General features: G+C 37.8%; 24 protein-coding genes. 14 read left to right on the plus strand and 10 right to left on the minus strand.

The annotated features are described in order from the left end of the window. Positions 1-17: 17 nt before the first annotated feature. The 7 genes from RM541_RS16590 (at position 18) to RM541_RS16620 (ending at position 5,919) form a co-directional block, all read left to right on the plus strand. Positions 18-278, plus strand: coding sequence for a thiamine-binding protein (locus tag RM541_RS16590; RefSeq protein ID WP_311501249.1), 261 nt, complete (start codon positions 18-20; stop codon positions 276-278). Beyond that, positions 262-894, plus strand: a complete 633-nt coding sequence (gene pnuC / locus RM541_RS16595; RefSeq protein WP_311501250.1) for a nicotinamide riboside transporter PnuC — start codon at positions 262-264, stop codon at positions 892-894. Before RM541_RS16590 ends, pnuC begins: the two co-directional genes overlap by 17 nt. Then, entirely contained in the window at positions 855-1,424 is a 570-nt protein-coding gene (locus tag RM541_RS16600; RefSeq protein ID WP_311501251.1) for an AAA family ATPase, read from the plus strand. Before pnuC ends, RM541_RS16600 begins: the two co-directional genes overlap by 40 nt. Beyond that, positions 1,421-2,974 (plus strand): DUF4301 family protein, encoded by a 1,554-nt coding sequence (locus tag RM541_RS16605; RefSeq protein WP_311501252.1) that lies wholly within the window; start codon positions 1,421-1,423, stop codon positions 2,972-2,974. Before RM541_RS16600 ends, RM541_RS16605 begins: the two co-directional genes overlap by 4 nt. A 5-nt stretch (positions 2,975-2,979) precedes the next feature. Then, positions 2,980-3,381 carry an alternative ribosome rescue aminoacyl-tRNA hydrolase ArfB gene (gene arfB / locus RM541_RS16610; RefSeq protein ID WP_311501253.1) on the plus strand — a complete coding sequence of 134 codons (402 nt, stop codon included), beginning with the start codon at positions 2,980-2,982 and terminating at the stop codon, positions 3,379-3,381. Positions 3,382-3,840: 459 nt separating this feature from the next. Continuing rightward, entirely contained in the window at positions 3,841-4,176 is a 336-nt protein-coding gene (locus RM541_RS16615) for a hypothetical protein (RefSeq protein ID WP_311501254.1), read from the plus strand. Positions 4,177-4,560: 384 nt separating this feature from the next. Then, entirely contained in the window at positions 4,561-5,919 is a 1,359-nt protein-coding gene (locus tag RM541_RS16620) for a sigma-54-dependent transcriptional regulator (RefSeq protein ID WP_311501255.1), read from the plus strand. On the opposite strand, the gene RM541_RS16625 is transcribed toward RM541_RS16620, so the two are convergent. Further along, the gene (locus RM541_RS16625; RefSeq protein ID WP_311501256.1) at positions 5,909-8,326 is read right to left on the minus strand and encodes a hybrid sensor histidine kinase/response regulator; all 2,418 of its coding nucleotides are present in this window, start codon (positions 8,324-8,326) and stop codon (positions 5,909-5,911) included. The two genes, RM541_RS16620 and RM541_RS16625, sit on opposite strands and share 11 nt — an antisense overlap. 295 nt (positions 8,327-8,621) lie before the next feature. Between RM541_RS16625 and RM541_RS16630 the strand changes: the two genes are divergently transcribed. After that, positions 8,622-11,003, plus strand: a complete 2,382-nt coding sequence (locus RM541_RS16630; protein WP_311501257.1) for a TonB-dependent receptor — start codon at positions 8,622-8,624, stop codon at positions 11,001-11,003. Positions 11,004-11,215: 212 nt separating this feature from the next. Here RM541_RS16630 and RM541_RS16635 read toward each other — a convergent pair whose 3' ends face one another. After that, the gene (locus tag RM541_RS16635; RefSeq protein WP_311501258.1) at positions 11,216-11,647 is read right to left on the minus strand and encodes a hypothetical protein; all 432 of its coding nucleotides are present in this window, start codon (positions 11,645-11,647) and stop codon (positions 11,216-11,218) included. Positions 11,648-11,957: 310 nt separating this feature from the next. Between RM541_RS16635 and greA the strand changes: the two genes are divergently transcribed. The 3 genes from greA (at position 11,958) to RM541_RS16650 (ending at position 13,344) form a co-directional block, all read left to right on the plus strand. After that, on the plus strand, positions 11,958-12,434 hold the full coding sequence (greA, locus tag RM541_RS16640) for a transcription elongation factor GreA (RefSeq protein ID WP_311501259.1): 477 nt from the start codon (positions 11,958-11,960) through the stop codon (positions 12,432-12,434). A gap of 104 nt (positions 12,435-12,538) precedes the next feature. Continuing rightward, complete coding sequence (locus RM541_RS16645; RefSeq protein ID WP_311501260.1) at positions 12,539-12,934, plus strand: HIT family protein; 396 nt, start codon at positions 12,539-12,541, stop codon at positions 12,932-12,934. After that, positions 12,934-13,344 (plus strand): acyl-CoA thioesterase, encoded by a 411-nt coding sequence (locus tag RM541_RS16650; RefSeq protein WP_311501261.1) that lies wholly within the window; start codon positions 12,934-12,936, stop codon positions 13,342-13,344. The genes RM541_RS16645 and RM541_RS16650 overlap by 1 nt, the downstream gene beginning before the upstream one ends. Here the strand turns inward: RM541_RS16650 and RM541_RS16655 are convergent. After that, a complete protein-coding gene (locus RM541_RS16655; protein ID WP_311501262.1) occupies positions 13,341-14,489 on the minus strand; it encodes a sensor histidine kinase in 1,149 nt (382 codons plus the stop codon). The genes RM541_RS16650 and RM541_RS16655 overlap by 4 nt on opposite strands. A gap of 114 nt (positions 14,490-14,603) precedes the next feature. Here RM541_RS16655 and RM541_RS16660 point away from each other — a divergent pair, with 114 nt between their 5' ends. The 3 genes from RM541_RS16660 (at position 14,604) to aat (ending at position 16,633) form a co-directional block, all read left to right on the plus strand. After that, entirely contained in the window at positions 14,604-15,509 is a 906-nt protein-coding gene (locus tag RM541_RS16660) for a flavin reductase family protein (protein ID WP_311501263.1), read from the plus strand. Further along, entirely contained in the window at positions 15,482-15,856 is a 375-nt protein-coding gene (locus tag RM541_RS16665) for a DUF3127 domain-containing protein (protein WP_311495081.1), read from the plus strand. Before RM541_RS16660 ends, RM541_RS16665 begins: the two co-directional genes overlap by 28 nt. A 138-nt stretch (positions 15,857-15,994) precedes the next feature. Then, positions 15,995-16,633, plus strand: a complete 639-nt coding sequence (aat, locus tag RM541_RS16670; protein WP_311501264.1) for a leucyl/phenylalanyl-tRNA--protein transferase — start codon at positions 15,995-15,997, stop codon at positions 16,631-16,633. A 52-nt stretch (positions 16,634-16,685) separates the two neighbouring features. Here the strand turns inward: aat and RM541_RS16675 are convergent, their stop codons facing one another. The 7 genes from RM541_RS16675 to RM541_RS16705 all read right to left on the minus strand — a co-directional run bounded on the left by RM541_RS16675 (position 16,686) and on the right by RM541_RS16705 (position 20,486). After that, positions 16,686-17,261 carry a DNA-3-methyladenine glycosylase I gene (locus tag RM541_RS16675; RefSeq protein WP_311501265.1) on the minus strand — a complete coding sequence of 192 codons (576 nt, stop codon included), beginning with the start codon at positions 17,259-17,261 and terminating at the stop codon, positions 16,686-16,688. Between the two features lie 4 nt (positions 17,262-17,265). Then, entirely contained in the window at positions 17,266-17,985 is a 720-nt protein-coding gene (locus RM541_RS16680) for an energy transducer TonB family protein (RefSeq protein ID WP_311501266.1), read from the minus strand. A gap of 18 nt (positions 17,986-18,003) precedes the next feature. Continuing rightward, a complete protein-coding gene (gene truB / locus RM541_RS16685; RefSeq protein ID WP_311501267.1) occupies positions 18,004-18,726 on the minus strand; it encodes a tRNA pseudouridine(55) synthase TruB in 723 nt (240 codons plus the stop codon). Next, complete coding sequence (locus tag RM541_RS16690) at positions 18,716-19,054, minus strand: HepT-like ribonuclease domain-containing protein (RefSeq protein ID WP_311501268.1); 339 nt, start codon at positions 19,052-19,054, stop codon at positions 18,716-18,718. Before RM541_RS16690 ends, truB begins: the two co-directional genes overlap by 11 nt. Continuing rightward, complete coding sequence (locus RM541_RS16695; RefSeq protein ID WP_311501269.1) at positions 19,044-19,328, minus strand: nucleotidyltransferase family protein; 285 nt, start codon at positions 19,326-19,328, stop codon at positions 19,044-19,046. Before RM541_RS16695 ends, RM541_RS16690 begins: the two co-directional genes overlap by 11 nt. Positions 19,329-19,422: 94 nt before the next feature. Next, entirely contained in the window at positions 19,423-20,217 is a 795-nt protein-coding gene (locus tag RM541_RS16700) for an undecaprenyl-diphosphate phosphatase (RefSeq protein WP_311501270.1), read from the minus strand. 2 nt (positions 20,218-20,219) lie between these two features. Beyond that, positions 20,220-20,486: a DUF3098 domain-containing protein gene (locus RM541_RS16705; RefSeq protein WP_311501271.1), complete on the minus strand. Its 267-nt coding sequence runs from the start codon at positions 20,484-20,486 to the stop codon at positions 20,220-20,222. Between the last annotated feature and the right edge of the window lie 272 nt (positions 20,487-20,758).

The raw sequence follows: 20,758 nt of genomic DNA on the forward strand, positions 1-20,758 counted from the left end.
TGAAGAAATTATAAGGTATGCAAATTTCAGTTGAACTTACTCTCACGCCACTTCAGGATAATTACGAACCTGCAATTATCGATTTCATTAAAAAATTAAGAGCTTCAGGATTAACAATCAAGGAGAATCCGTTAAGCACGCAGGTTTATGGAGACTATGATGAGGTAATGCAACTTTTAAATAGAGAAATAAAAGCTGCCTTTGAAGCTATAGAACGTGGACTGATACACATAAAAATTGTGAAATCAAACCTAAGCGATTATGCAGCCGATTTTTGATTTCTTCTTTGGTCAATATTACGGGATACCTACGCATCTTCTTGTTCTGGAACTTATTGGGGTGTTTTTTGGATTTTTAAGTGTTGTTTATTCCAAGAATAATAATATTTTGGTTTATCCTACCGGGATAATCAGTACCGCTCTATTTGTCTATATTCTTGCTGTGTATGGTCTTTTGGGAGACATGATGATTAATGCTTATTATTTTTCCATGAGTATTTATGGCTGGTACATTTGGACTAGAAAGGTAGATGCTACCCATTTTACCCCAATCACAAATACCACCAGAAGAGAAAACTGGCAGGCACTGTTCATTTTTTTGGGGACTTTGCTTTTCGTTTTCCTGGTTTACGAATATTTTGAGAAATGGACAGACTGGACCGCTTATGTAGACACTTTTACCACCGCAATATTTTTCGTGGGAATGTGGCAGATGGCCAAAAAGAAAATTGAAAACTGGATTTTCTGGATTATTGGAGATATCATTTCAGTGCCCTTGTACTTCTATAAAGGCCTCACTTTTACCGCAATTCAATACTTAATTTTCACAATAATTGCCATTTACGGTTATAGAGCATGGAAGAAAGACTTGCGCAACGATCTGCGTCCTGCATAAAAATAGTGTTATTTGGTCCTGAATCTACAGGAAAGACTACTCTTGCTTCCCAATTGGCTGCGCATTACAGCACCCCATGGGTAAAGGAATATATGAGGGAATATCTTCAGAAGAAATGGGACGAAAATAGAGAGATTTGTCAACCAGAAGATTTAATCCCGATTGCAGAAGGGCAGATGAAAAGAGAAAATGACCTGGCTGCCGTTACGGAAGATTTACTTATTTGTGATACCGATTTGCTGGAGCTAAAAGTTTATGCTGAAGCTTACTACGATGGGTTTTGTCCGCCGTTACTTCTTAAACATGCGTTAAACCACCACTACGATTTATATTTTTTAACGTATATTGATGTGGAATGGACGCCCGATGATCTTCGGGATAAACCAGATGATCGCATTGGGATGTTTCAACGGTTTAAAGCTGCACTTGAGCAGAATAATAAGCCGTTTGTGGTTTTAAAAGGTAATGAAGAAGAACGTTTTAAAACTGCTGTTTCAATTATTAATAACCAACTAAAAATTAAAAAGTGAAGCTCAGCGAAAAAGATACTGCGCAGATTAAAGAAAAAGGGATCAGCGAACAGGAAGTAGAAGACCAGGTAAAAATTTTTAAAAGAGGAAATATTAAGGTAGATATAAGCGAAGCAGCAACTGCCGGTAAGGGGATTTTTGCGTTTTCTGAAGACGAGAAGCAGGAATTTATTTCTCTGTACGATTCTAAAAAGGAAAAACTGGAGGTGATAAAATTCGTGCCTGCCTCTGGAGCTGCAACAAGAATGTTTAAAGCTTTACATAATTTTGTAGATGAGTTTGATCCTTCAAAAGAAGGTTTGCGCTCCTATCTGGATAAACAGGATGATGAAAAACTTCAGAAGTTTTTTGAAAAAATAGATCAGCTTCCTTTTTACAGCCTTGCGCTCGACTATGCCCGAAAGAATACAGAAAATTTTGATGAACTTTCTCATGATGAGCAACATCTGGCTATTGTAAAAAACATGCTGTTTGAAGACGGGTTGGATTTAAGTGATTACCCAAAGGGACTTGTTCCTTTTCATAAGTACAAGTCTGGTTTAAGAACAGCTTTTGAAGAGCACCTAATTGAAGCGGCGGAATATATTGCGGTTGACGGAGTTGCGAAAGTGCATTTTACCATTTCTGAAGAGCATCAGGATAAATTTAAGCTGGAGTTTAAAAATATTAAAGAAAGAGCTGAAGAAAAAGCAGGAGTAAAATTTGATGTATCCTATTCTTTTCAGGATCCTAAAACAGATACTATTGCAGTTGATGATAATAATGAGCCATTTCGAACAAAAGAAGGGGATTTGTTCTTCCGTCCCGGAGGTCACGGCGCCCTTATAGAGAATCTCAACAATCAAAAAGCAGATCTTGCTTTTCTAAAGAATATAGATAATGTAGTGACTGAAGATAATATTCCTGAGGTGGTTCACTATAAGAAAATGCTTGGAGGAAAATTATTGAAACTTCAGGAAAAATGCTTTAGTTATTTAAATAAACTGGACTCCGGAAATGTTTCTGAAGATGAAATTAAAAATATTTCAGAGTTTCTTCAAAATGAACTTTTCAGAAGTCTGGAAGGGAAATTTGACAGCCTTTCTTCCGAAGAAAAAATTGAGTATCTAAAGGACAGGATTAATCGTCCGCTAAGAGTAGGCGGCATGGTTAAAAATGAAGGTGAGCCTGGAGGAGGTCCTTTTCTGGTAAGGGACGAAAATGATGAAATTTCACTGCAGATTATAGAAGGTGCACAAATAGATCAGGATAATCCTGAACAATTAAAAACAGCTCGGGAAGCCACTCATTTCAATCCGGTGGATATCGTCTGCGGACTAAAAGATTACAATGGGAACTCTTTTGACCTTAATCATTATGTAGATCCAAAGACTAGTTTTATTGCAGATAAAACAAAAGACGGAAAGCCTTTAAAAGCTTTAGAACGCCCCGGCTTATGGAACGGTGCAATGGCAAAATGGAATACTGTTTTTGTTGAGGTGCCTGTTTCTACGTTTAATCCTGTAAAAAGCGTGGCAGATCTTCTTAAAAAGTCCCATCAGGTAAATTAGAAATATTGAACCGGGAGCAGTTACTCAGGGAATTAAACTATAAAGCCGTTAAAAGTTCTGGTCCGGGAGGGCAGCACGTAAATAAGACAGCATCTAAGGTGGAGCTCCATTTTGATGTAGAGGAATCTTCTGGAATTTCTGAAGAAGAAAAAACAAGAATTCTTAAGAAGTTGGAATCTCGTCTAACAAAAGAGAATATTCTTATTCTGCAGAGTGATGAATCCCGGAGTCAACATAAAAATAAAGAATATGTTTCGCAGCGGTTCTTTAATATTCTTGAGGATTCTTTGAAAAAGGCGAAAGTTAGGAAAAAAACAAGGCCTTCAAAAGCTTCCAAAATGAAAAGATTAAAGAAAAAGAAGATAAATTCTGAAAAAAAGGCAAATCGTAAAGATCCTCTAAAATAGAACGTGAAAAATTTCCACATAAGTGTAGAGTTAATCACACTTTTCCACAGGTTCTTTTTAGATATAAGGTTATTGTAAAATTGCTAAATCGCTGATAATCATTAAATTGATAGAATTAAAATGTAACTGTTATAGATGGTACAATCTTTTCATTCTGGTAATCAGGTTAGATAGATAAATTGATTTAATTAATTTGATCAAGAGAATTGTCGAATTATTTAGATTTTCGGATTAGAAAGAGGCTTCACAAGAGCCTCTTTTTATTTGCGGACCATTAAGAATGTGTGAGCCTTTTCTACATAAGATTTTCTTAATTCGCAGGATGTTCTACATAAAATTATATAATTTCTTTTATTGTAATAAGTTATTTTATTGGTAATCAGTGTTTTAAAATCCTGTATGTGATTTTGGTATAATTTTTCCACTTATGAAAATACATTAACTTAAACATAATGAATTATGAAAAAGCTAGGATTAAGTTTAATTGCAGCTGCCGCCTTTTTAATATCAACTAATGATATCCAGGCCCAGGCTACCGATATGGAAGAAGAAATAGTGGAAGTAGAGCAAGAGCAGCAAACTGATGATTTTCAAACAATTGAGATTATGGCTTTACCTCAAGCTGTAAAAGTAGCGGTTATTAAGGATTTTGAAGGAGCCACTACAGAAGAGGCTTGGGTAAAGACAGATGATGAAGGGAAAAAGGTTTACAAAATTGCTATTAACGTAGATGGAGAATCCAAAAATGTAGTAGCTGATGCTGATGGTAATTGGATCGAAGAAAAACAAGAGTAAACGTTTTTATTTTTCTTATAATTTTTTAAATGCTGGAATTTAAGAGAAGCCGACTCTTTCAGCAACGGATGGACAGAGAATAATAACAATTAAAAGTTGTTATCCCGACAGATGAAATGAAGAAATGTTCTTTTCGGATTTTTTCCGAAAACCAACAACTAAAAACTAACACCAGGAACATTTCTTTATTTTGCTAGGTGAATTATGAAAGGATTTTTTCTCATCCCTTCATCCGGCAAATGGATATTAACAATTCTAAGTTATAATATAATTTACAATTGTAGAAAAGAGGTCTTTTTACGAAGGACCTCTTTTTTTATGTCCGATTTTAAAATCGTATGATGCAAAGATTGTTAACTTTGTAAGTATACTTTCTCAATAACTATGGCAAAAATTCTCCTGGTAGAAGACGACGTTGCTTTTGGAACAATGTTAAAAACCTTTTTAGTAAAAAGGGATTATAATGTAGAACTGGTTTTTTCTGCTGCAGAGGCTTATAAAAAAATTTCTGCCATTAAATTTGATATGGTAATTACCGATGTGCGTCTTCCAGATGATAATGGGCTGGATATACTTCAAGAAGCAAAAGCTGCTAACAAAGAAACAGAAGTTATAGTAATGACAAGCTATGCAGAAATTAGTATGGCTGTGCAGGCAATGAAATATGGAGCTTTTGACTACGTATCCAAACCCTTTAGGCCGGAATCGATTTTACAGACAATTAAAAATGCACTGGACCACAACTCAGTGCGATCTTTTAAGCAGGAGGAGCCTTCGCGCCCGCCGGAAAAGAAAGCTGCTAAGAGTTCTTTTAAAGGTAGTAGTTTTGTAAAAGGGGTGAGCGATGCTTCCAATAAGCTCAATGATTATATCGAGCTGGTAGCACCAACAAACATGTCTGTTCTTATAATGGGAGAAAGCGGAACCGGAAAAGAGCAGGTAGCAAAAAGTATCCATAACCAGAGTAAAAGGAAAGCAGCGCCATTTATTGCTGTAGATTGTGGGGCTATTCCAAAAGAAATAGCTTCCAGTGAATTCTTTGGTCACTTAAAAGGTTCCTTTACCGGTGCTATTAATGATAAAACAGGTCATTTTCAGGCTGCCAACGGCGGAACCTTGTTTCTTGACGAAATAGGTAATCTAAGTTACGAACTACAGGTACAGCTCTTAAGGGCGCTTCAGGAAAGAAGGATAAAGCCGGTAGGGAGTAATAATGAAATAGAAGTAGACATAAGGGTGGTAACGGCAACTAATGAAGATCTCGCTCAGGCAGTAAAAGAAGGAGAATTTAGGGAAGATTTGTATCACCGGTTAAATGAATTTTCCATACAGGTGCCGTCTTTAAAAGAGCGCACAGACGATTTGATGATCTTTGCAGAACACTTTTTGGATGAAGCTAATGCTGAACTGGAAAAGAATGTTTTGGGATTTAGTGATAAGGCAATAGAAGCTTTTAAAAATTATAGCTGGCCGGGGAACCTCAGGGAGCTAAAGAATATGGTAAAAAGGGCGGTGTTGCTAACGCAGGAGGATTTAATACCTTTAAAAGTTTTGCCTCACGAAATTTCTACTGCAGAGAAATCTGATGATGATTATAGTTTGTTCAGAAATAAGAACGAAGAGCAGCTTATTCTTGATGCCCTGGAGAAATCTGGTGGGAATAAAAGCAAAGCTGCAAGAATACTCTCTATAGACCGAAAAACGTTATACAACAAACTTAAGCAATACGGGATTAAATTGTAACCTCGGTTTCAAGGCTTTTCATTAACTGTTTTAACTCCCTGATAGTCAAATCAACTTCTGAGTCTGAAACTTCCTCCTGTCTTTCAAGTTTCTCCAGGACCGGAATCACATGAGCAGCTTTCATCTGCTTTAGCATAGGGAGCATTTTATGGGCAATTTTACCCAACGTTTCCGTATCTCCTTCCTTGTACGCTTTTTCCAGTCCTGCAACATTCTCTTTTGAGCTATCCAGAAAAGCCTTTATTATTATTTCCATAGCCTCATCATCACCACCGGAAAAAAGGTAAATTTCTTCGAGGTCATATGCAGTGGTAATGTTTTTTTGTTGTTGTTTCTTGTGCTTCTTAGACTGAATTTCCACCTTAAATATTTCAGCTATTGTGCTGAGTAATTCGGCAGGTTGGTATGGCTTTAGCAGATTCTTGTTAAATCCTGCATCAAGATAAGTTTCTGAAGAAATTTCTTTTCGCCCAGAGAGGGCAATCGCGGGAATATCTTTTAACTGCGGTGTGGCTCTTATTTCTTTGATAAGAGCGAAACCATCCATTATGGGCATCTGAATATCTGTTAATACAAGATCAAACTTTTCAAATTTCAATTTCTGCAGGGCCTGTTTTCCGTTTACACTGGTCTCACAACTAAAGCCAATTGATTTTACCAGTTCGCTCGTTAAAGCAAGCTGGGAATTTTCGTCATCCACGACCAAAGCCTTTTTGCCGCTCAGGTCCACTTTTTCAGGATTTACTTTGGGTTTTAATTCTTCTTTCTGATCTTTTACGGTAATTCGTTTTATTGGTATGGAGACAATAAACTCACTTCCCTCTCCGGGTTTACTCTTTAATTCAATGTCTCCTTTCAGCAGTCGGGAAAGGCTTTTTGTAATTGTTAGCCCCAGGCCTGTTCCTCCATATTGTTTTTCAATTTTACTGTTCTCCTGGGAAAACTCCTCAAAAATCTCTTCCTGCTTTTCTTCAGAAATACCTATCCCGGTATCCTTTATGGAAATTACCAGCCAATCTTGTTCTTTCTTGACAATCTTTGAAGTTATACGAATTTCTCCCTGTTCTGTAAATTTATAGGCATTGGTTACCAGGTTTGCGATAATTTGTTTGATACGAAAAGGATCACTAAGTACATCAGTATCGGTTTCTTCTGAAGCTTCTATAATTACCTTAACATCGTCCTTTGTTTCTGCCGGAATGTTATTGTTTACAGTATCTTCAATAAGATTCTTCGGATTAAATGGCAGGCTTTCTACCAGCATTTTACCTGCCTCAAGCTTGGAAAGGTCCAAAAGATCATTTACCAGGTGCAGGATAAAATCTGAAGATTTCCTTATCTGTTCCAGGTAACGACCCTGCTTGCTTTCCAGCCTCGTCTTCTTCATTAAATCTGAATAACCTATTACAGTCGTAAGCGGCGAACGTAGATCGTGGGTGATGGCGGCCATAAATTGCTCTCTCCTTTTTAAGAGCGTTTCGGCAAAATTCTTGGCTTCTTCCAGTTGCAGCCGGTACTTCTGGCTTCGGGAAATATCTTTTAAAATAAGAATTAAAAAAATCAGAATAATAATAATACTTACAATGCCTGCAAAGAAAATAATCTGAGAAGTACTCTCCAGCATTGCCTGAGAATTTGCTGTGCGTACTAATGATGCTTCCCGCTCTTCCTGTTCAATTTTAGAAAGCAGGCTCCGTAGTTGCTGGTTAAGGATCAGGTCATTGTCCAGTAATTGATCTTCTTTCTCCAGTACTGTTTTCCGGAATTCCCGGTTCGCGTACTCCAATTCACTTAGTACCCGTTTTACAGAATTTACTAAAGAATCTGCCGTTTTGTTGGTAAGGGTTTCAGCATTGTCTTCCTTGGCATATTCCAGCCAGCTTATAAGCACTTTTCGCTGGTGCGGCTCAAGGTTTGTGAACCTGTTATCATAATCGTTTTCAGCAAAAGATTCGTCAACCCGTCTAAGCTCCTGAAGGACCTGTGAATAATAATTTGTGTTTCGATCCTGCTTCCTGAGTTCAAGTAATTCCTGAAGGTTTTCCGTCTTTTGCGTCAGTAATTTACCAATGCTGTCCAGCTCTGTTTGCATCAGGGAATCTGAATACCGACTTTTTAGTGAAATTATGTTCTGTCTTATGCTATCTATTTGTGCGCTGTAAATTTCCACATCTTCTTCCTTCCCTGTCTGGATCAACCGTCGGCTAATGTTTTCAGTTTCATAGAGGTCGGTGGTGATTTCACTCACCATAAAAAGTTGTTCGTTATTGCTATTGTTGTACTGGCTAAGGTTCGTGTAAGCAATTACCTGGGTGTAGACAAACCAGGTAGCAGCACCAACAAGCAGGGCTAAAATAAGGTATCCGGCAACTACCTTAAATGTTATGGATTGTCTTGTGTTGCGCATAATTATATCCCTGCTAAATTACATTATTAAAATCAAACGAAATAAATTATTGGTTATTGAAAAAACCTGTTTACATTTGCCGCAAATCTCAAAGGGGTGCCGCCGGGAGGGGGCTGAGATTATACCCAATGAACCTGGGCGGGTAATGCTGCCAAGGGAAAAGTGCAAGAAATTGCGCAGTGTATCGTACTCCTGAAAATGCCGGAAATCACAAGGCAATTTCAGGATTTATTTTTTTAATCAACTTTTAATCAAAGAATAATCGCCCCTTTTATTCGTAAAATTCTAGTTACGGATGAAAAATGTATTATTTTTCCTAAGCTTTCTTTTCTTCTCCCTGCAGGCTTTTTCACAAAATTACACGTTACAGGGAACGGTAACCGAAGGAGAAACACCTCTGGAAGGAGTGAGTGTCTTCGCAACCGGCACCGGTAATGGAACACAGACCGATGAATATGGAAATTATTACCTCACATTGCAGGAAGGGGATTATACTATTCTCTTTTCCTTTGGTAACAGGAAGCGCGTTCAGGTAAATTTAAACCAGGATAAAGTTCTGGATGTGGATATGAGCACTGCAGAAGAGGTCCTTGATGAGGTTTTCCTTTCTTCGGTAAGAGTATCTGCACAAGAGCCTATCACTTATAGCAATTTATCCAATGAAGAAATTGAAGACCGTAATTTGGGGCAGGATATTCCGGTGTTGATGAACTATATGCCAAACGTGGTTTCTACAAGTGATGCTGGTGCAGGAGTGGGATATACCGGAATAAGAGTACGGGGGAGCGATGCAACCCGTGTAAATGTAACTGTGAACGGTATCCCTCTTAACGATGCAGAAAGTCAGGGGGTGTTTTGGGTAAACATGGGAGATTTTGCTTCTTCTGTTCAAAACCTTCAATTACAACGTGGAGTAGGAACTTCAACAAGTGGGGCGGGTGCTTTTGGTGCCAGCCTGAACATTCTTACAGATCGTTATCAGGAAGAAGCTTCAGCTCAACTCGCGAACAGTATTGGTTCTTATAATACCTTCAAGCATACGCTGGAATTCAGCACAGGTCTTATGGATGATCACTGGGAATTTGCCGGAAGAGCTTCAAAAATCAGGAGTGACGGATATATAGATCGGGCAGAAAGTGAGTTAAAATCTTATTTTCTTCAGGGAACTTATGTAGATGATAATACCCTGGTAAAGGCGATCTCTTTTGGTGGAACCGAAACCACTTACCATGCCTGGTATGGGATAGATGGGGAAACTTTAAGGGAAAACCGTAGGTTTAATCCCGCCGGAATGTACACCGATGATGATGGCAATGTTCAATTTTATGAAGATCAAACCGATAATTACTGGCAGGATCATTATCAGTTACTATGGAATGAAGATTATAATGAAAACTGGTCTTCCAATATAGCCTTGCATTATACGAAAGGGAGAGGATATTATCAGGAATATGAAGAAGAAGCTGCACTAACTGAATTTGGTTTACAACCTTTCACGGCAGGTGGCGAAGAAGTAACTACTTCAGATCTTGTTTCGCGGGAATGGCTGGATAATGATTTCTACGGAACCGTTTTTAGCTTAACCTATGAAAACGAAAAAGTAGATGCCGTTCTTGGAGGTGGCTGGAACAGGTATGTAGGAGATCATTTTGGAGAGTTAATTTACACGCAGTTTGCAAAACAGAACGGTCCCTCTGATCTTTATTACGATAATACAGGAAAGAAAACCGACTTTAATATCTATGCGAAAGCCACTTTTTCTATTACTGAAGAACTTGCCGCTTATGGTGACCTACAGTTAAGAACGATCAATTATGAAACGCGCGGGCTGCTTGATGACGGTACTTCTTTTAATGTAGACGATTCTTTTGAATTTTTTAATCCCAAAGCAGGATTAACTTATCAAATGAATACTCAAAACCAATTTTATGCTTCTTATGCCCGTGCTCACAGGGAACCTACAAGGAGTGATTATGAAAACGGAGACCCTGAAGCCGAAGAGCTGAATGATTACGAATTAGGCTGGAGGTATAACAGCCCTTCTTTCCAGATCAATTCCAATCTTTATTTGATGGATTATCAAAATCAATTGGTCTTAACAGGGGGAATTGATGATGTTGGGGCGTTTGTACGTGAAAATAGCGGGAACAGTTATCGTCTTGGGTTGGAAATTGACGCAACCATCAGGCTTTCTGACCAATTTACAATTATGCCAAATATCGCCATTAGCCGAAACAAAAATGTAGATTTTGTTTCGACCCTTAACGGGGAGTTGAGAGAGTACGGGAAAACGGATATATCTTTTTCTCCGGAAATTGTTGCCGGCAACATCATAGGCTATTCTCCTGTAAATGGACTGGAGCTTAAGTTGCTTTCGAAATTTGTAGGTGAGCAGTACATGAGTAACATTGAAGCCGAAAATTCTAAGTTGGAGAGCTATTTTATCAACGATTTTAATGTTCAGTATACCTGGAGGGATGCACCTGTATTTGAAGAGATTGTTTTTACAGGGCTGGTAAACAATATCTTTGATGAAGAATATGTGTCTAACGGATATTACTACACATTTAATGTTGAAAATCCTGATTTTGCAAGTGGCGTACAAACTTTAGACGGTGCAGGATATTATCCACAGGCGACAACAAACTTTTTAGCCGGATTAACATTGAAGTTTTAATCTTTTTTCTTCTGAAAGCTGAATTTTTCAGCTTTCAGAATTTTATTAACGAAATGGCTGAAGGTCGAAAATTGCCATTTTCGACCTTTCTGTTTCTGGAACATTAGGATTTGTTTATCCTGTAAGGTTTCTAAAACCTTCTGCTATAAGAGAGATTGATAAATTTATGAGGTACGAAAATTGGCAAATTTCAGCCTTTACTTTTTTCAGTCTTAATTATAAATTTCAATAATGCTTCCCCGGCGCTCGATCCTGTAAGGTTTCATAGAATATTGTCCGGTTCCGCTGGTCAATTCTCCTGTTATAATATTGTATTCATTCCCGTCATCACAATTACACTTTGCTGTAATTCCCTCCACAACCATTGCCGAGCAGTCGGTTGGAGGGTGATTGGGATCACTAAGTTCAAAAGCGGTGTATTGGGTGTTATTAATATTGTAAACCACAACGCCTTTTATACCCTCTCTGTAAGTAGTAAAGCTATTTCCGGGAAATTGAAGATTATTATATTCCGGTAGATCCAGATTTAGCTGAATCCTAAAATTTAGGTCGACCAAATTGGGATTATTCCTGTACTCATCATCAGGCGTGCAGCTTAAAAACATCAAAATACTGAATATGCCGAAAATTGCCTTTTTTATCATGTGATTTAAATTTTAGTAAAGCTTTTTCTTTTGAAAATGATTTTTCTCCAGATAATATCTTTAGAATGCGAAAATAATATAATTGTTCCGAAGCTTTATATTCCTTACATTTGTTAATATAGAAATCCCGCCTAAAAATGGGATTTTTTCTATTCAATAATGAAGCTAAAGTTTATAATGGCATGAAAACTTTAAATGCCGTTAATTCCCGCCCTTCCGGGAAGTAGAGAAACCAAACATCATTATGATATTAAATTTGAAAAGTGAACGAGGGTCTAAAACCTCAATTGTAGATATAAACGTATAAGTTATGAGCAAAGTATCTTATTATACAGCAGAAGGGCTCAAAAAATTGAGAGATGAGCTAAATCAGTTAAGGGATGTGGAGCGTCCTAAAGCGTCAGAAGCCATAGCAGAGGCCCGGGATAAAGGGGATCTAAGTGAAAATGCCGAATATGATGCGGCTAAAGAAGCCCAGGGGCTGCTTGAGATGAAAATTTCTAAAATGGAAGAAATTGTAGCTAATGCCAGGGTAATAGATGAATCTCAGTTGGACACCTCGAAAGCTTTAGTACATTCTTATGTGAAAATCAAAAATCAGACGAATGGTGCTGAAATGAATTATAAGCTGGTCGCGCAAAGCGAAGCTGATTTAAAATCGGGAAAAATATCTGTAGATTCTCCTATTGGAAAAGGCCTGCTTGGTAAAAAAGTTGGTGACACAGCAGAAATTCAGGTGCCTAACGGCACAATGAAATTCGATATCCTGGAAATTTGGAGGGAATAGTTAAATTCTTACTAAAATAGAAAATCCTTTTCATGTTCTTTAACTAAGAATTACGGAAAGGATTTTTAATTTTATAGGAACTAACAAGTAAAAATAATATAGTTATGGCCAGTTTATTTTCTAAAATAGCAAAAGGTGAAGCTCCTGCTTATAAAGTAGCTGAAAATAGTCAGTTTTTAGCATTTCTGGATATTAGCCCCAATGCAAAAGGCCATACTCTCTGTATACCCAAGAAAGAAGTAGATAAAATTTTTGATCTAGAAGAAGAGATGTATCAGGAGTTAATGCGCTTTTCACGAAAAGTTGCGCTAGGATTGGAAAAAACAGTTCCCTGTAAAAGAGTGGGAATGGCAGTGGTTGGTCTGGAAGTACCTCATGTACACGTCCATTTGATCCCATTGAACAGTATGCAGGACATGGATTTTTCCAGGAAGCAGGAAATGACAGAAGAAGAATTTCAGGAAATGGCAGATGCCATTAAGGAAAATGTGGAGCTCTAGTGGATTTACCTGATTTTAAACTCAGCCTGGAAATTCGTATTGACTGGAGCGATTTAGATCTTTATCAGCATGTAAATAACGTTTCTTATATGCGTTATCTCCAATCTGGGCGTGTAAATTTTTGGGAAGCTACCGGTATTTATGAGAGTTACAATAACATAAATAGAGGAACCATGCTTGTTTCTACACATTGTAATTTTAAAAAATCACTTTATTACCCCGGCAAGGCTATCGTGAAAACAATGCTGGGTGAAATGAAGAATTCCAGTTTTAGTCTGAATCATGTCATCCTGAATGAAAATAATGAAATATGTGCTGAAGGTGAAGATGTAGTAGTTTGCTACGATTTCGACGAAAACAAAACCTTCAGGATTCCTGATGAGCTAAGGACAATCCTGAAAAAGTTCTAAATCTTCCGCAGGGAAATTTTAAAGGTAGTGCCTTTATTCAGTTCACTTTCTAGAACTTTTATCTTCCCTTTGTGATATTCTTCAATAATTCTTTTTGCGAGCGACAAACCCAATCCCCAACCACGTTTTTTGGAGGTCTGCCCGGGTTCGAATATGATTTTGAACTTACTTTTTTCTATTCCTTTACCGGTATCTTTTATTAAAATAAATACCCATTTAGGTTCTTCTTTAATTTCAATATTTAATTTTCCTTTGCCGCGCATCGCGTCTATAGCATTCTTTACAAGGTTCTCAATAGTCCAGCTATACAATTGCTGGTTTAACTCCACTTCAATTGCTTTTTTGGGTACATTTATAGAAAAATCAATAAGGTTGGAACTTCTAACCTGCAGATAATCGAAACTTTCCTGAGTGGCTTTAACCACATCTGTAATTTTCAGCAAAGGAGCAGATCCTATTTTAGAAAATCTTTCAGTTATTGTTTTAAGTCGGTCTACATCTTTTTCGATTTCTGTAATGTAATCTTTATTAACATTTTCATCCTTTAAAATTTCTGTCCAGCCAATAAGTGAAGAGAGGGGAGTGCCTATTTGGTGAGCTGTTTCTTTTGCCATTCCCGCCCACAGTTTATTTTGTTCACTAGATTTAGTGGTTGTATAGAAGAAATAAACCACCCCAATAAAAAGGAAACCGATAAGGGTAAGGCCAACCGGGTAATATTTCAGTTTATTTAAAGTTGGGGAGTTTCCGTAGTAAATATATTGTTCCTGTCCTTCTCCAAGATTAATGATTATCGGCTCATTTTCTTCCATCATTTGGAGAAGCAAATCATTTAAGCGTTCCTCATTATCCAGGATTTTAGGATCAATATTGGTTGTATAGTCTATTTCCCCTTTATCATTGGTGTGGATTATAGGAATCGTTGTATTGTTATTCAGAATTTCGAGAATAAGCGCTGCATCTTCATTTGGGCTCATTTCTTCAAAATCCTGAAGAGCGTGGGCCCAAATGCTCATTTTTGACCGCTCATCTTCCTTTAGGCGTTGGAAAAAAATCGTGGTATTCCAAAGAACGAGGCTTACAACAACGAGACAGGAAATGATGATAAACCAACGGCTAAAATTGCGCTCATCTGTAAAATTCATGAAGGACATCAACGTTTAATGCGTTTTAAAGATAATCGTTTTTAGAAGAATATTATTGTGTGCACGTTCTTTTCATTCCCTCGTTGTTTCGTTACCTTTGTGCAAAATCTAAAAATGTTAAGTATAGGGCCTAAGGAGGTTAGTAGAAGCGAACTGCACCAGTATTTGCAGGGTGCGGTGGGGCCAAGGCCTATTGCTTTTGCCAGTACGGTAGATGCGGAAGGAAGGCCTAATTTATCCCCTTTTAGCTATTTTAATATTTTTAGTACCAATCCTCCAATCCTGGTTTTTTCACCTTCAAGAAGAGGGAGGGATAACACGGTGAAGCATACTTTTACGAACGTAAAAGCGACAATGGAGGTCGTAATAAATATTGTAAATCATGATATTGTGCAGCAAATGTCCCTTTCCAGTACAGAATATAAAGAGGGAATAAACGAATTTGAAAAAGCCGGTCTCACAATGCTGAAGTCAGATTTGATTAAGCCTTTTCGCGTAGCGGAATCTCCGGTTCAAATGGAATGCAGGGTCAATGAAATTGTAGAATTGGGAAGTGAGGGAGGAGCCGGAAACTTAGTAATTTGTGAAGTGCTGAAGTTGCACATAAAAGAAGAAATTCTGGATGATAAGGGAGCTATAGATCCACATAAGATAGATCAGGTAGCTCGAATGGGAGGCAACTGGTATTCCCGTGCAAATGCAGGACTTTTTGAGGTAAAAAAACCCCTTAAAACTGTGGGAATTGGTGTTGACGCTTTTCCGGAAGAAATAAGGAACAGCAAAATTCTAACTGGAAATGACCTGGGGAAACTGGGAAATGTGGAAGCTTTACCTTCAGAAGAAGAAATAGAGCAATACCTGGAAAAAAATCCGGAAATTGCCGTAATTGTAGAAAAAGGAAATAAAAAAGAAATTCATAGACAGGCACAAATTTTAATTGATCAAGATCAACCTGAAGAAGCCTGGAAATTATTATTAGCAAAAAAGAAGAAATGGAAGTACAAGGAAAGATTAAACTGATTGGTGATACGAAAACCTTTGGTAACAACGGATTTAGAAAAAGAGAAGTGGTAGTTACTACAGAAGAGCAATATCCGCAGCATATTATGGTGGAATTTGTTCAGGATAAAACAGATTTACTCGATAGTTACAAAGTTGGCCAACCAGTAAAAATTGGAATAAACTTACGTGGACGTGAATGGGTGAGCCCGCAGGGAGAGACTAAATATTTTAACTCTATCCAGGGCTGGAGAATAGAAAATCTTGCAGCAGGTAATACTGCAGGAGGACAGAACGTGCCACCACCAGATAATTTTGAACCGGCAAACGATATGAACGACGAAGATTATGATGATTTGCCTTTCTAAGGTTTTTCAGTAAAAAGAACGGGAGGCTGGTTAAAAATGATAATTTTTATTTGCTGAGTATTCTTCAGTAGGTCGAAATTTGCCATTTTTAGACAGCCTCTTTTATTTCAAAGAACTCTCTAATTATTAAAAGGCTGAATGTATATTATCAGGCAAAATGATGATTTTCCTCCTATAGAATATGCCGGCGAAGATGGTTTACTGGCCATTGGCGGAGATTTGTCGCTCAAGCGGCTCACTACCGCTTACCAAAGAGGCATTTTTCCATGGTATGACGCTTCACAGCCTACACTTTGGTGGAGTCCTGATCCTCGAATGGTGTTGTTTCCGGAAAAGCTGAAGGTTTCTAAGAGTATGAAGCAGGTGCTCAAAAAAGGCAATTTTCGGGTTACTTATAATGAAGCTTTTGCAGAAGTACTTCAGAATTGTGCTTCAATAGATCGTAAAGGCCAATCGGGAACCTGGCTTGTTAGGGAAATGATTGATGCTTATATAGGACTGCATCAGTTGGGAATGGCAATTTCTATTGAGGTTTGGGAAGAAAATGAGTTAGTTGGAGGTTTATACGGAATCTATCTGAGGGAAAAACAGGTTTTTTGCGGGGAAAGCATGTTTGCCAAAAAAAGTAATGCCTCAAAATTCGGATTTATTCAAATGGTGAAAAATTTACAAGCTGAAGGAGTAAAACTTATCGATTGCCAGGTTTATACAAAGCATCTTGCGAGCCTGGGTGCAGAGGAAATTTCCAGGGGAAAATTTCTGAAATATTTAGAGTGAATTTCTCCTCCCAATTTACAGTAGGTAGATAAATGCTATTTTGGGAAGTGCTCTATAAATCTTTAACTTCTTCATATCTAAAACAGGAAACCTCGTGATCGTTCACCATTCCGGTGGCCTGCATATGGGCATAAATTACGGTAGATCCAACAAATTTGAATCCGCGTTTCTTTAGATCTTTGCTCAGTTTATCGCTAATTTCAGTAGTGGCAGGAGCTTTTTTATAATCTTCAACTTCATTTTGAATGGGTTTGCCATCTACAAAGCTCCAAATGTATTTACTAAAACTTCCGTATTCCTTCTGAATTTGAATAAACAGCTGAGCATTGGTTACTGCAGAACGCACTTTCAGTTTATTCCTGATGATTCCTTTATCCTGAAGTAAATCCTGGATTTTTTCTTCAGAATATGAAGCAATCTTGTGATAATCAAAATCATCAAAAGCATTGCGAAAATTTTCCCTTTTCCGAAGTATAGTAATCCAACTTAATCCGGCCTGAAAGGTCTCCAACAGCAAAAATTCAAAAATTGTTTTATCGTCATAAACAGGAAGCCCCCATTCCTGATCGTGGTAAGCTTCGTAAAGCGGATCGCCAACACACCAGCCGCATCGGGAAATTTCAGACATGATTTTAAGGTTTAAATTGATAACTAATCGTTCCCGGTTGTGAGTTTCTGCCCGCTAATTGGCTAAATCTTGCTCCGGCGGCATACCGTAGCGCATTTTCCTCAAGGCAGGCGTTGGATGAGGTAGAACTCGCTTTGTTAATACTGGTTTCCTGCACAACACCTTTAGCATTAACAGTAATATTTACTACGATTTTACCAGCAACATCACAGGTATATATGGGATTTGGGATTTCGTATGCAGTTCTTCCTTTTAGAGAATAAGTGATGGAGCTGTTATCGATACCTCCTGTTCGCGTGGAGGTATTATTGCTGCTGTTATTCCCATCTGATCTCTTTTGCGGCCGATTTCTCTCAGGCTTAGTGACATTAAAATCACCGTTTGATGCGTCGCTTTCTTCTTCAGAAGATTCCTCTCGGGCAGCACTGTTTCTTTCAAAAATTTCGTTAAGCTGGCTATCGAAATTCTGCTCCCGCGCTTCCTGGTTCTCGTTGTAAGCCCGGTGCGTTTGTACCTGCTTGCTTTGTTGCAGTTCTGTCTCCTCAGGTTCTTCTTCGGCCTCTTCTTCAGGCTCCGCTTTGGGCTGATACTCATTGATGTCCACAAGAAACTCCTGGGTTTTTTGATTGCTTCTGGATAAATTGAAGTTGTAAAGTGCCAGCAATAAAATGGCAAATAACAACGATGTTATTATCAGGGCTTTATGTTTATCGAAAAAATCCATAGGTAATTAAAACTGCACTCAGTCAGGTTTATTCTCCCGGGAAGGTAGTAATTTTTCAAAAAATTCGAGATCAAGTGAATTTTCTACGGAATATCCCCCAATTCTCGTTCTTCTTAATTCTGAAAGGTGTGCTCCGCTGTTTAATTCCTTTCCAAAATCGTGCGCCAGGGATCTTATATAAGTGCCTTTGCTGCAAACAACCCTGAAGTTTAGCAACGGAAATTTTTCAGCTTCCACTTCAAACTCAGTAATACTTACTTTTCTGGATGGTATTTCTACGTCTTCCCCTTTTCGGGCATATTCATAAAGTCGCTTTCCGTCCTTTTTTAATGCTGAAAAAACCGGCGGAATTTGTTCAATTTCACCTATAAATTTTTCTGTTGTTTTTTGCAGATCGTCTTCAGAAATATGGTCTGTGGAAAAAGTGTTGTCAATTTCAGTTTCGAGATCGTAAGAAGGTGTTGTGGAACCTAAAGTGAAGGTTCCGGTGTATTCCTTTTCCTGTCCCTGAAGTTCAGTAATCTTTTTGGTGAATTTCCCTGTGCAAATAACGAGCAATCCTGATGCAAGGGGGTCTAAAGTACCCGCATGTCCGACCTTAATTTTTTTTATTCCGCAGCTTTTTCTAATCAGCCATCGCACCTTGTTTACCAGTTGGAACGACGTCCATCCCAATGGCTTATCGAATAAGAGTATTTGTCCTTCTTTAAAATCTTCTGCGGTAAAAGTTTTATGATTCATCTTCAAGAATTTGAAGAAGTTGCGCCTTAAGCGGCGGTAGTTCTTTTGTTGCTGTAATCCAGAGGATTTCAGTTATTACTCTGTCATAGTCATGGATAAGAATGTCCCTAAAACCTGCCATTTTTCTCCATGGAATACCGGGATACTTTAGTTTCAGGCGTTTATCTACCTTTTTTCCGGCTTCTCCAATAACTTCAAAACTTCTAATAATAGCAAATTCTTTTTCTTTATTTCTACTTAACTCCTCTTCAGTAACCCCAAACAGGAAGTCTTCGATATAGGAAATATGTTCCAACATATCCTGAATATATCCTAAGCTATTTTTCATAAATAACTTTTAGATCCTTCATGACATATGGGATAATCCATTCTTTCAGGCCTTTTTTGGAGACAAAATCTACTTTTCTGTTTAATTTTTCTTCCAAATCCATCTTAATCTGAACAAGGTCAAACAGGGATATTTTTGTGTTGAGGGAATACAAAATATCAATATCGCTGGCGATATTCATTTCTCCGCGGGCATAAGATCCAAAAACAGCAATTTCTTTGGGATCATATGCCTTTAGGTAATCGATAATTATTTGATTCGTCTTTGCATCCATAATACAAAGATAGCTAATTCAGGTCTTAAACAATAACTGGTGCAAGTTCTAAAGTGAGCTGTAAAATAGGAGATTTATTTTCTTTATGAGTTAGTTATTGAACATATTCAAAGATAATAGCCACAAGTCCTACGACAAAACAATAGATAGCAAAATAGGATAATTTACTTTTCTTTACCAGCGAAATCATCCAGGTACAGGCTACAAGTCCGGCCAGGAAAGCCGTGATAAAACCTATTAAAAGAATGGAAGCTTCTGTAGTTGATGCTGCAATGTTGCCATCCAGTAAATCCTTGGCTATTTTTCCGAAGATCAAAGGAACCACCATCAGGAAAGAAAATCTTGCGGCTTTTGTTTTGTCATTTCCGAGTAAAACCGAGGTGGAAATAGTAGCTCCACTTCTGGAAATCCCCGGCAACATTGCAATGGCCTGGGAAACACCAATTACAAAGGAATTGCTGTAACTTACACTTTTTCCAGTGTTTTTAGCCTTGTCTGCGAGCCACAGCAGGAGGGCGGTGATGAGCAACATAAATCCGACAAACATGATGTTGCCGCCAAACAATACTTCCAGCTGCTCTTCAAAAAACAGCCCCACAAGTGCTGCGGGAATCATGGAAATGATTATTTTTAATGAAAATTTTGCTTCATCATTCCATTCAAATTTGAATAGGCCCTTAAAGATATCTATCACATCTTTTCTGAAAACTACTAACGTACTTAACGCAGTAGCAAAATGAAGTACGACTGTAAATAAGAGGGATTCTTCAGGAACACTGGTGTCTCCTAATATTGCTTTTCCCAATTCTAAATGTCCGCTGGAAGATACAGGTAAAAATTCGGTTAAGCCCTGAATGACTCCAAGAATGGCGGCGTCTAGTGCGTCCAAATCTAATTCGTTTTTTTAGGGTTTGGATTTAGCAATATGGCATAAACCTCTATGGCGAAGCCAATAAGAACGAGTGTTGGTGCGAGGCGGATTCTCTGAAAATTATAAATAGCAGGATTAAAAGTATTGGGGTCATCGCTTCCGCCACCGGCCATTAAAATAAAGCCAAGTGCTATCACTCCCAAGCCAATAAACATCATAGTATAATTTTTCTTTCCAAAGATAAAGGAGGTCTGTTGCTTTGGTGTAGGATTATTTTTTTTACTCATTTAATAATGTTTTTTGCACTTATACAACATTCTGTAATTAATACAAATGCTCTTAAAACTTAACGTCCAGTTCCGATAACTTTCGGGACTCGACGAGACATATTTTTAATTTTTTTGTTAGTTACTTAGCTGAAAAAACTGCCTTTTGTAACTTTTAATAATTTCTTCATCAAAATTTTTCATCCCAATTTCGAAAAAGATAATTTAAACTTCTCACTTCTCACTTCTCACTTCTCACTTCTCACTTCTCACTTCTCACTTCTCACTTCTCA

Origin of the sequence: Autumnicola psychrophila (genome assembly GCF_031846645.1) — a bacterium.
Classification (GTDB): Bacteria; Bacteroidota; Bacteroidia; order Flavobacteriales; family Flavobacteriaceae; genus Autumnicola; species Autumnicola psychrophila.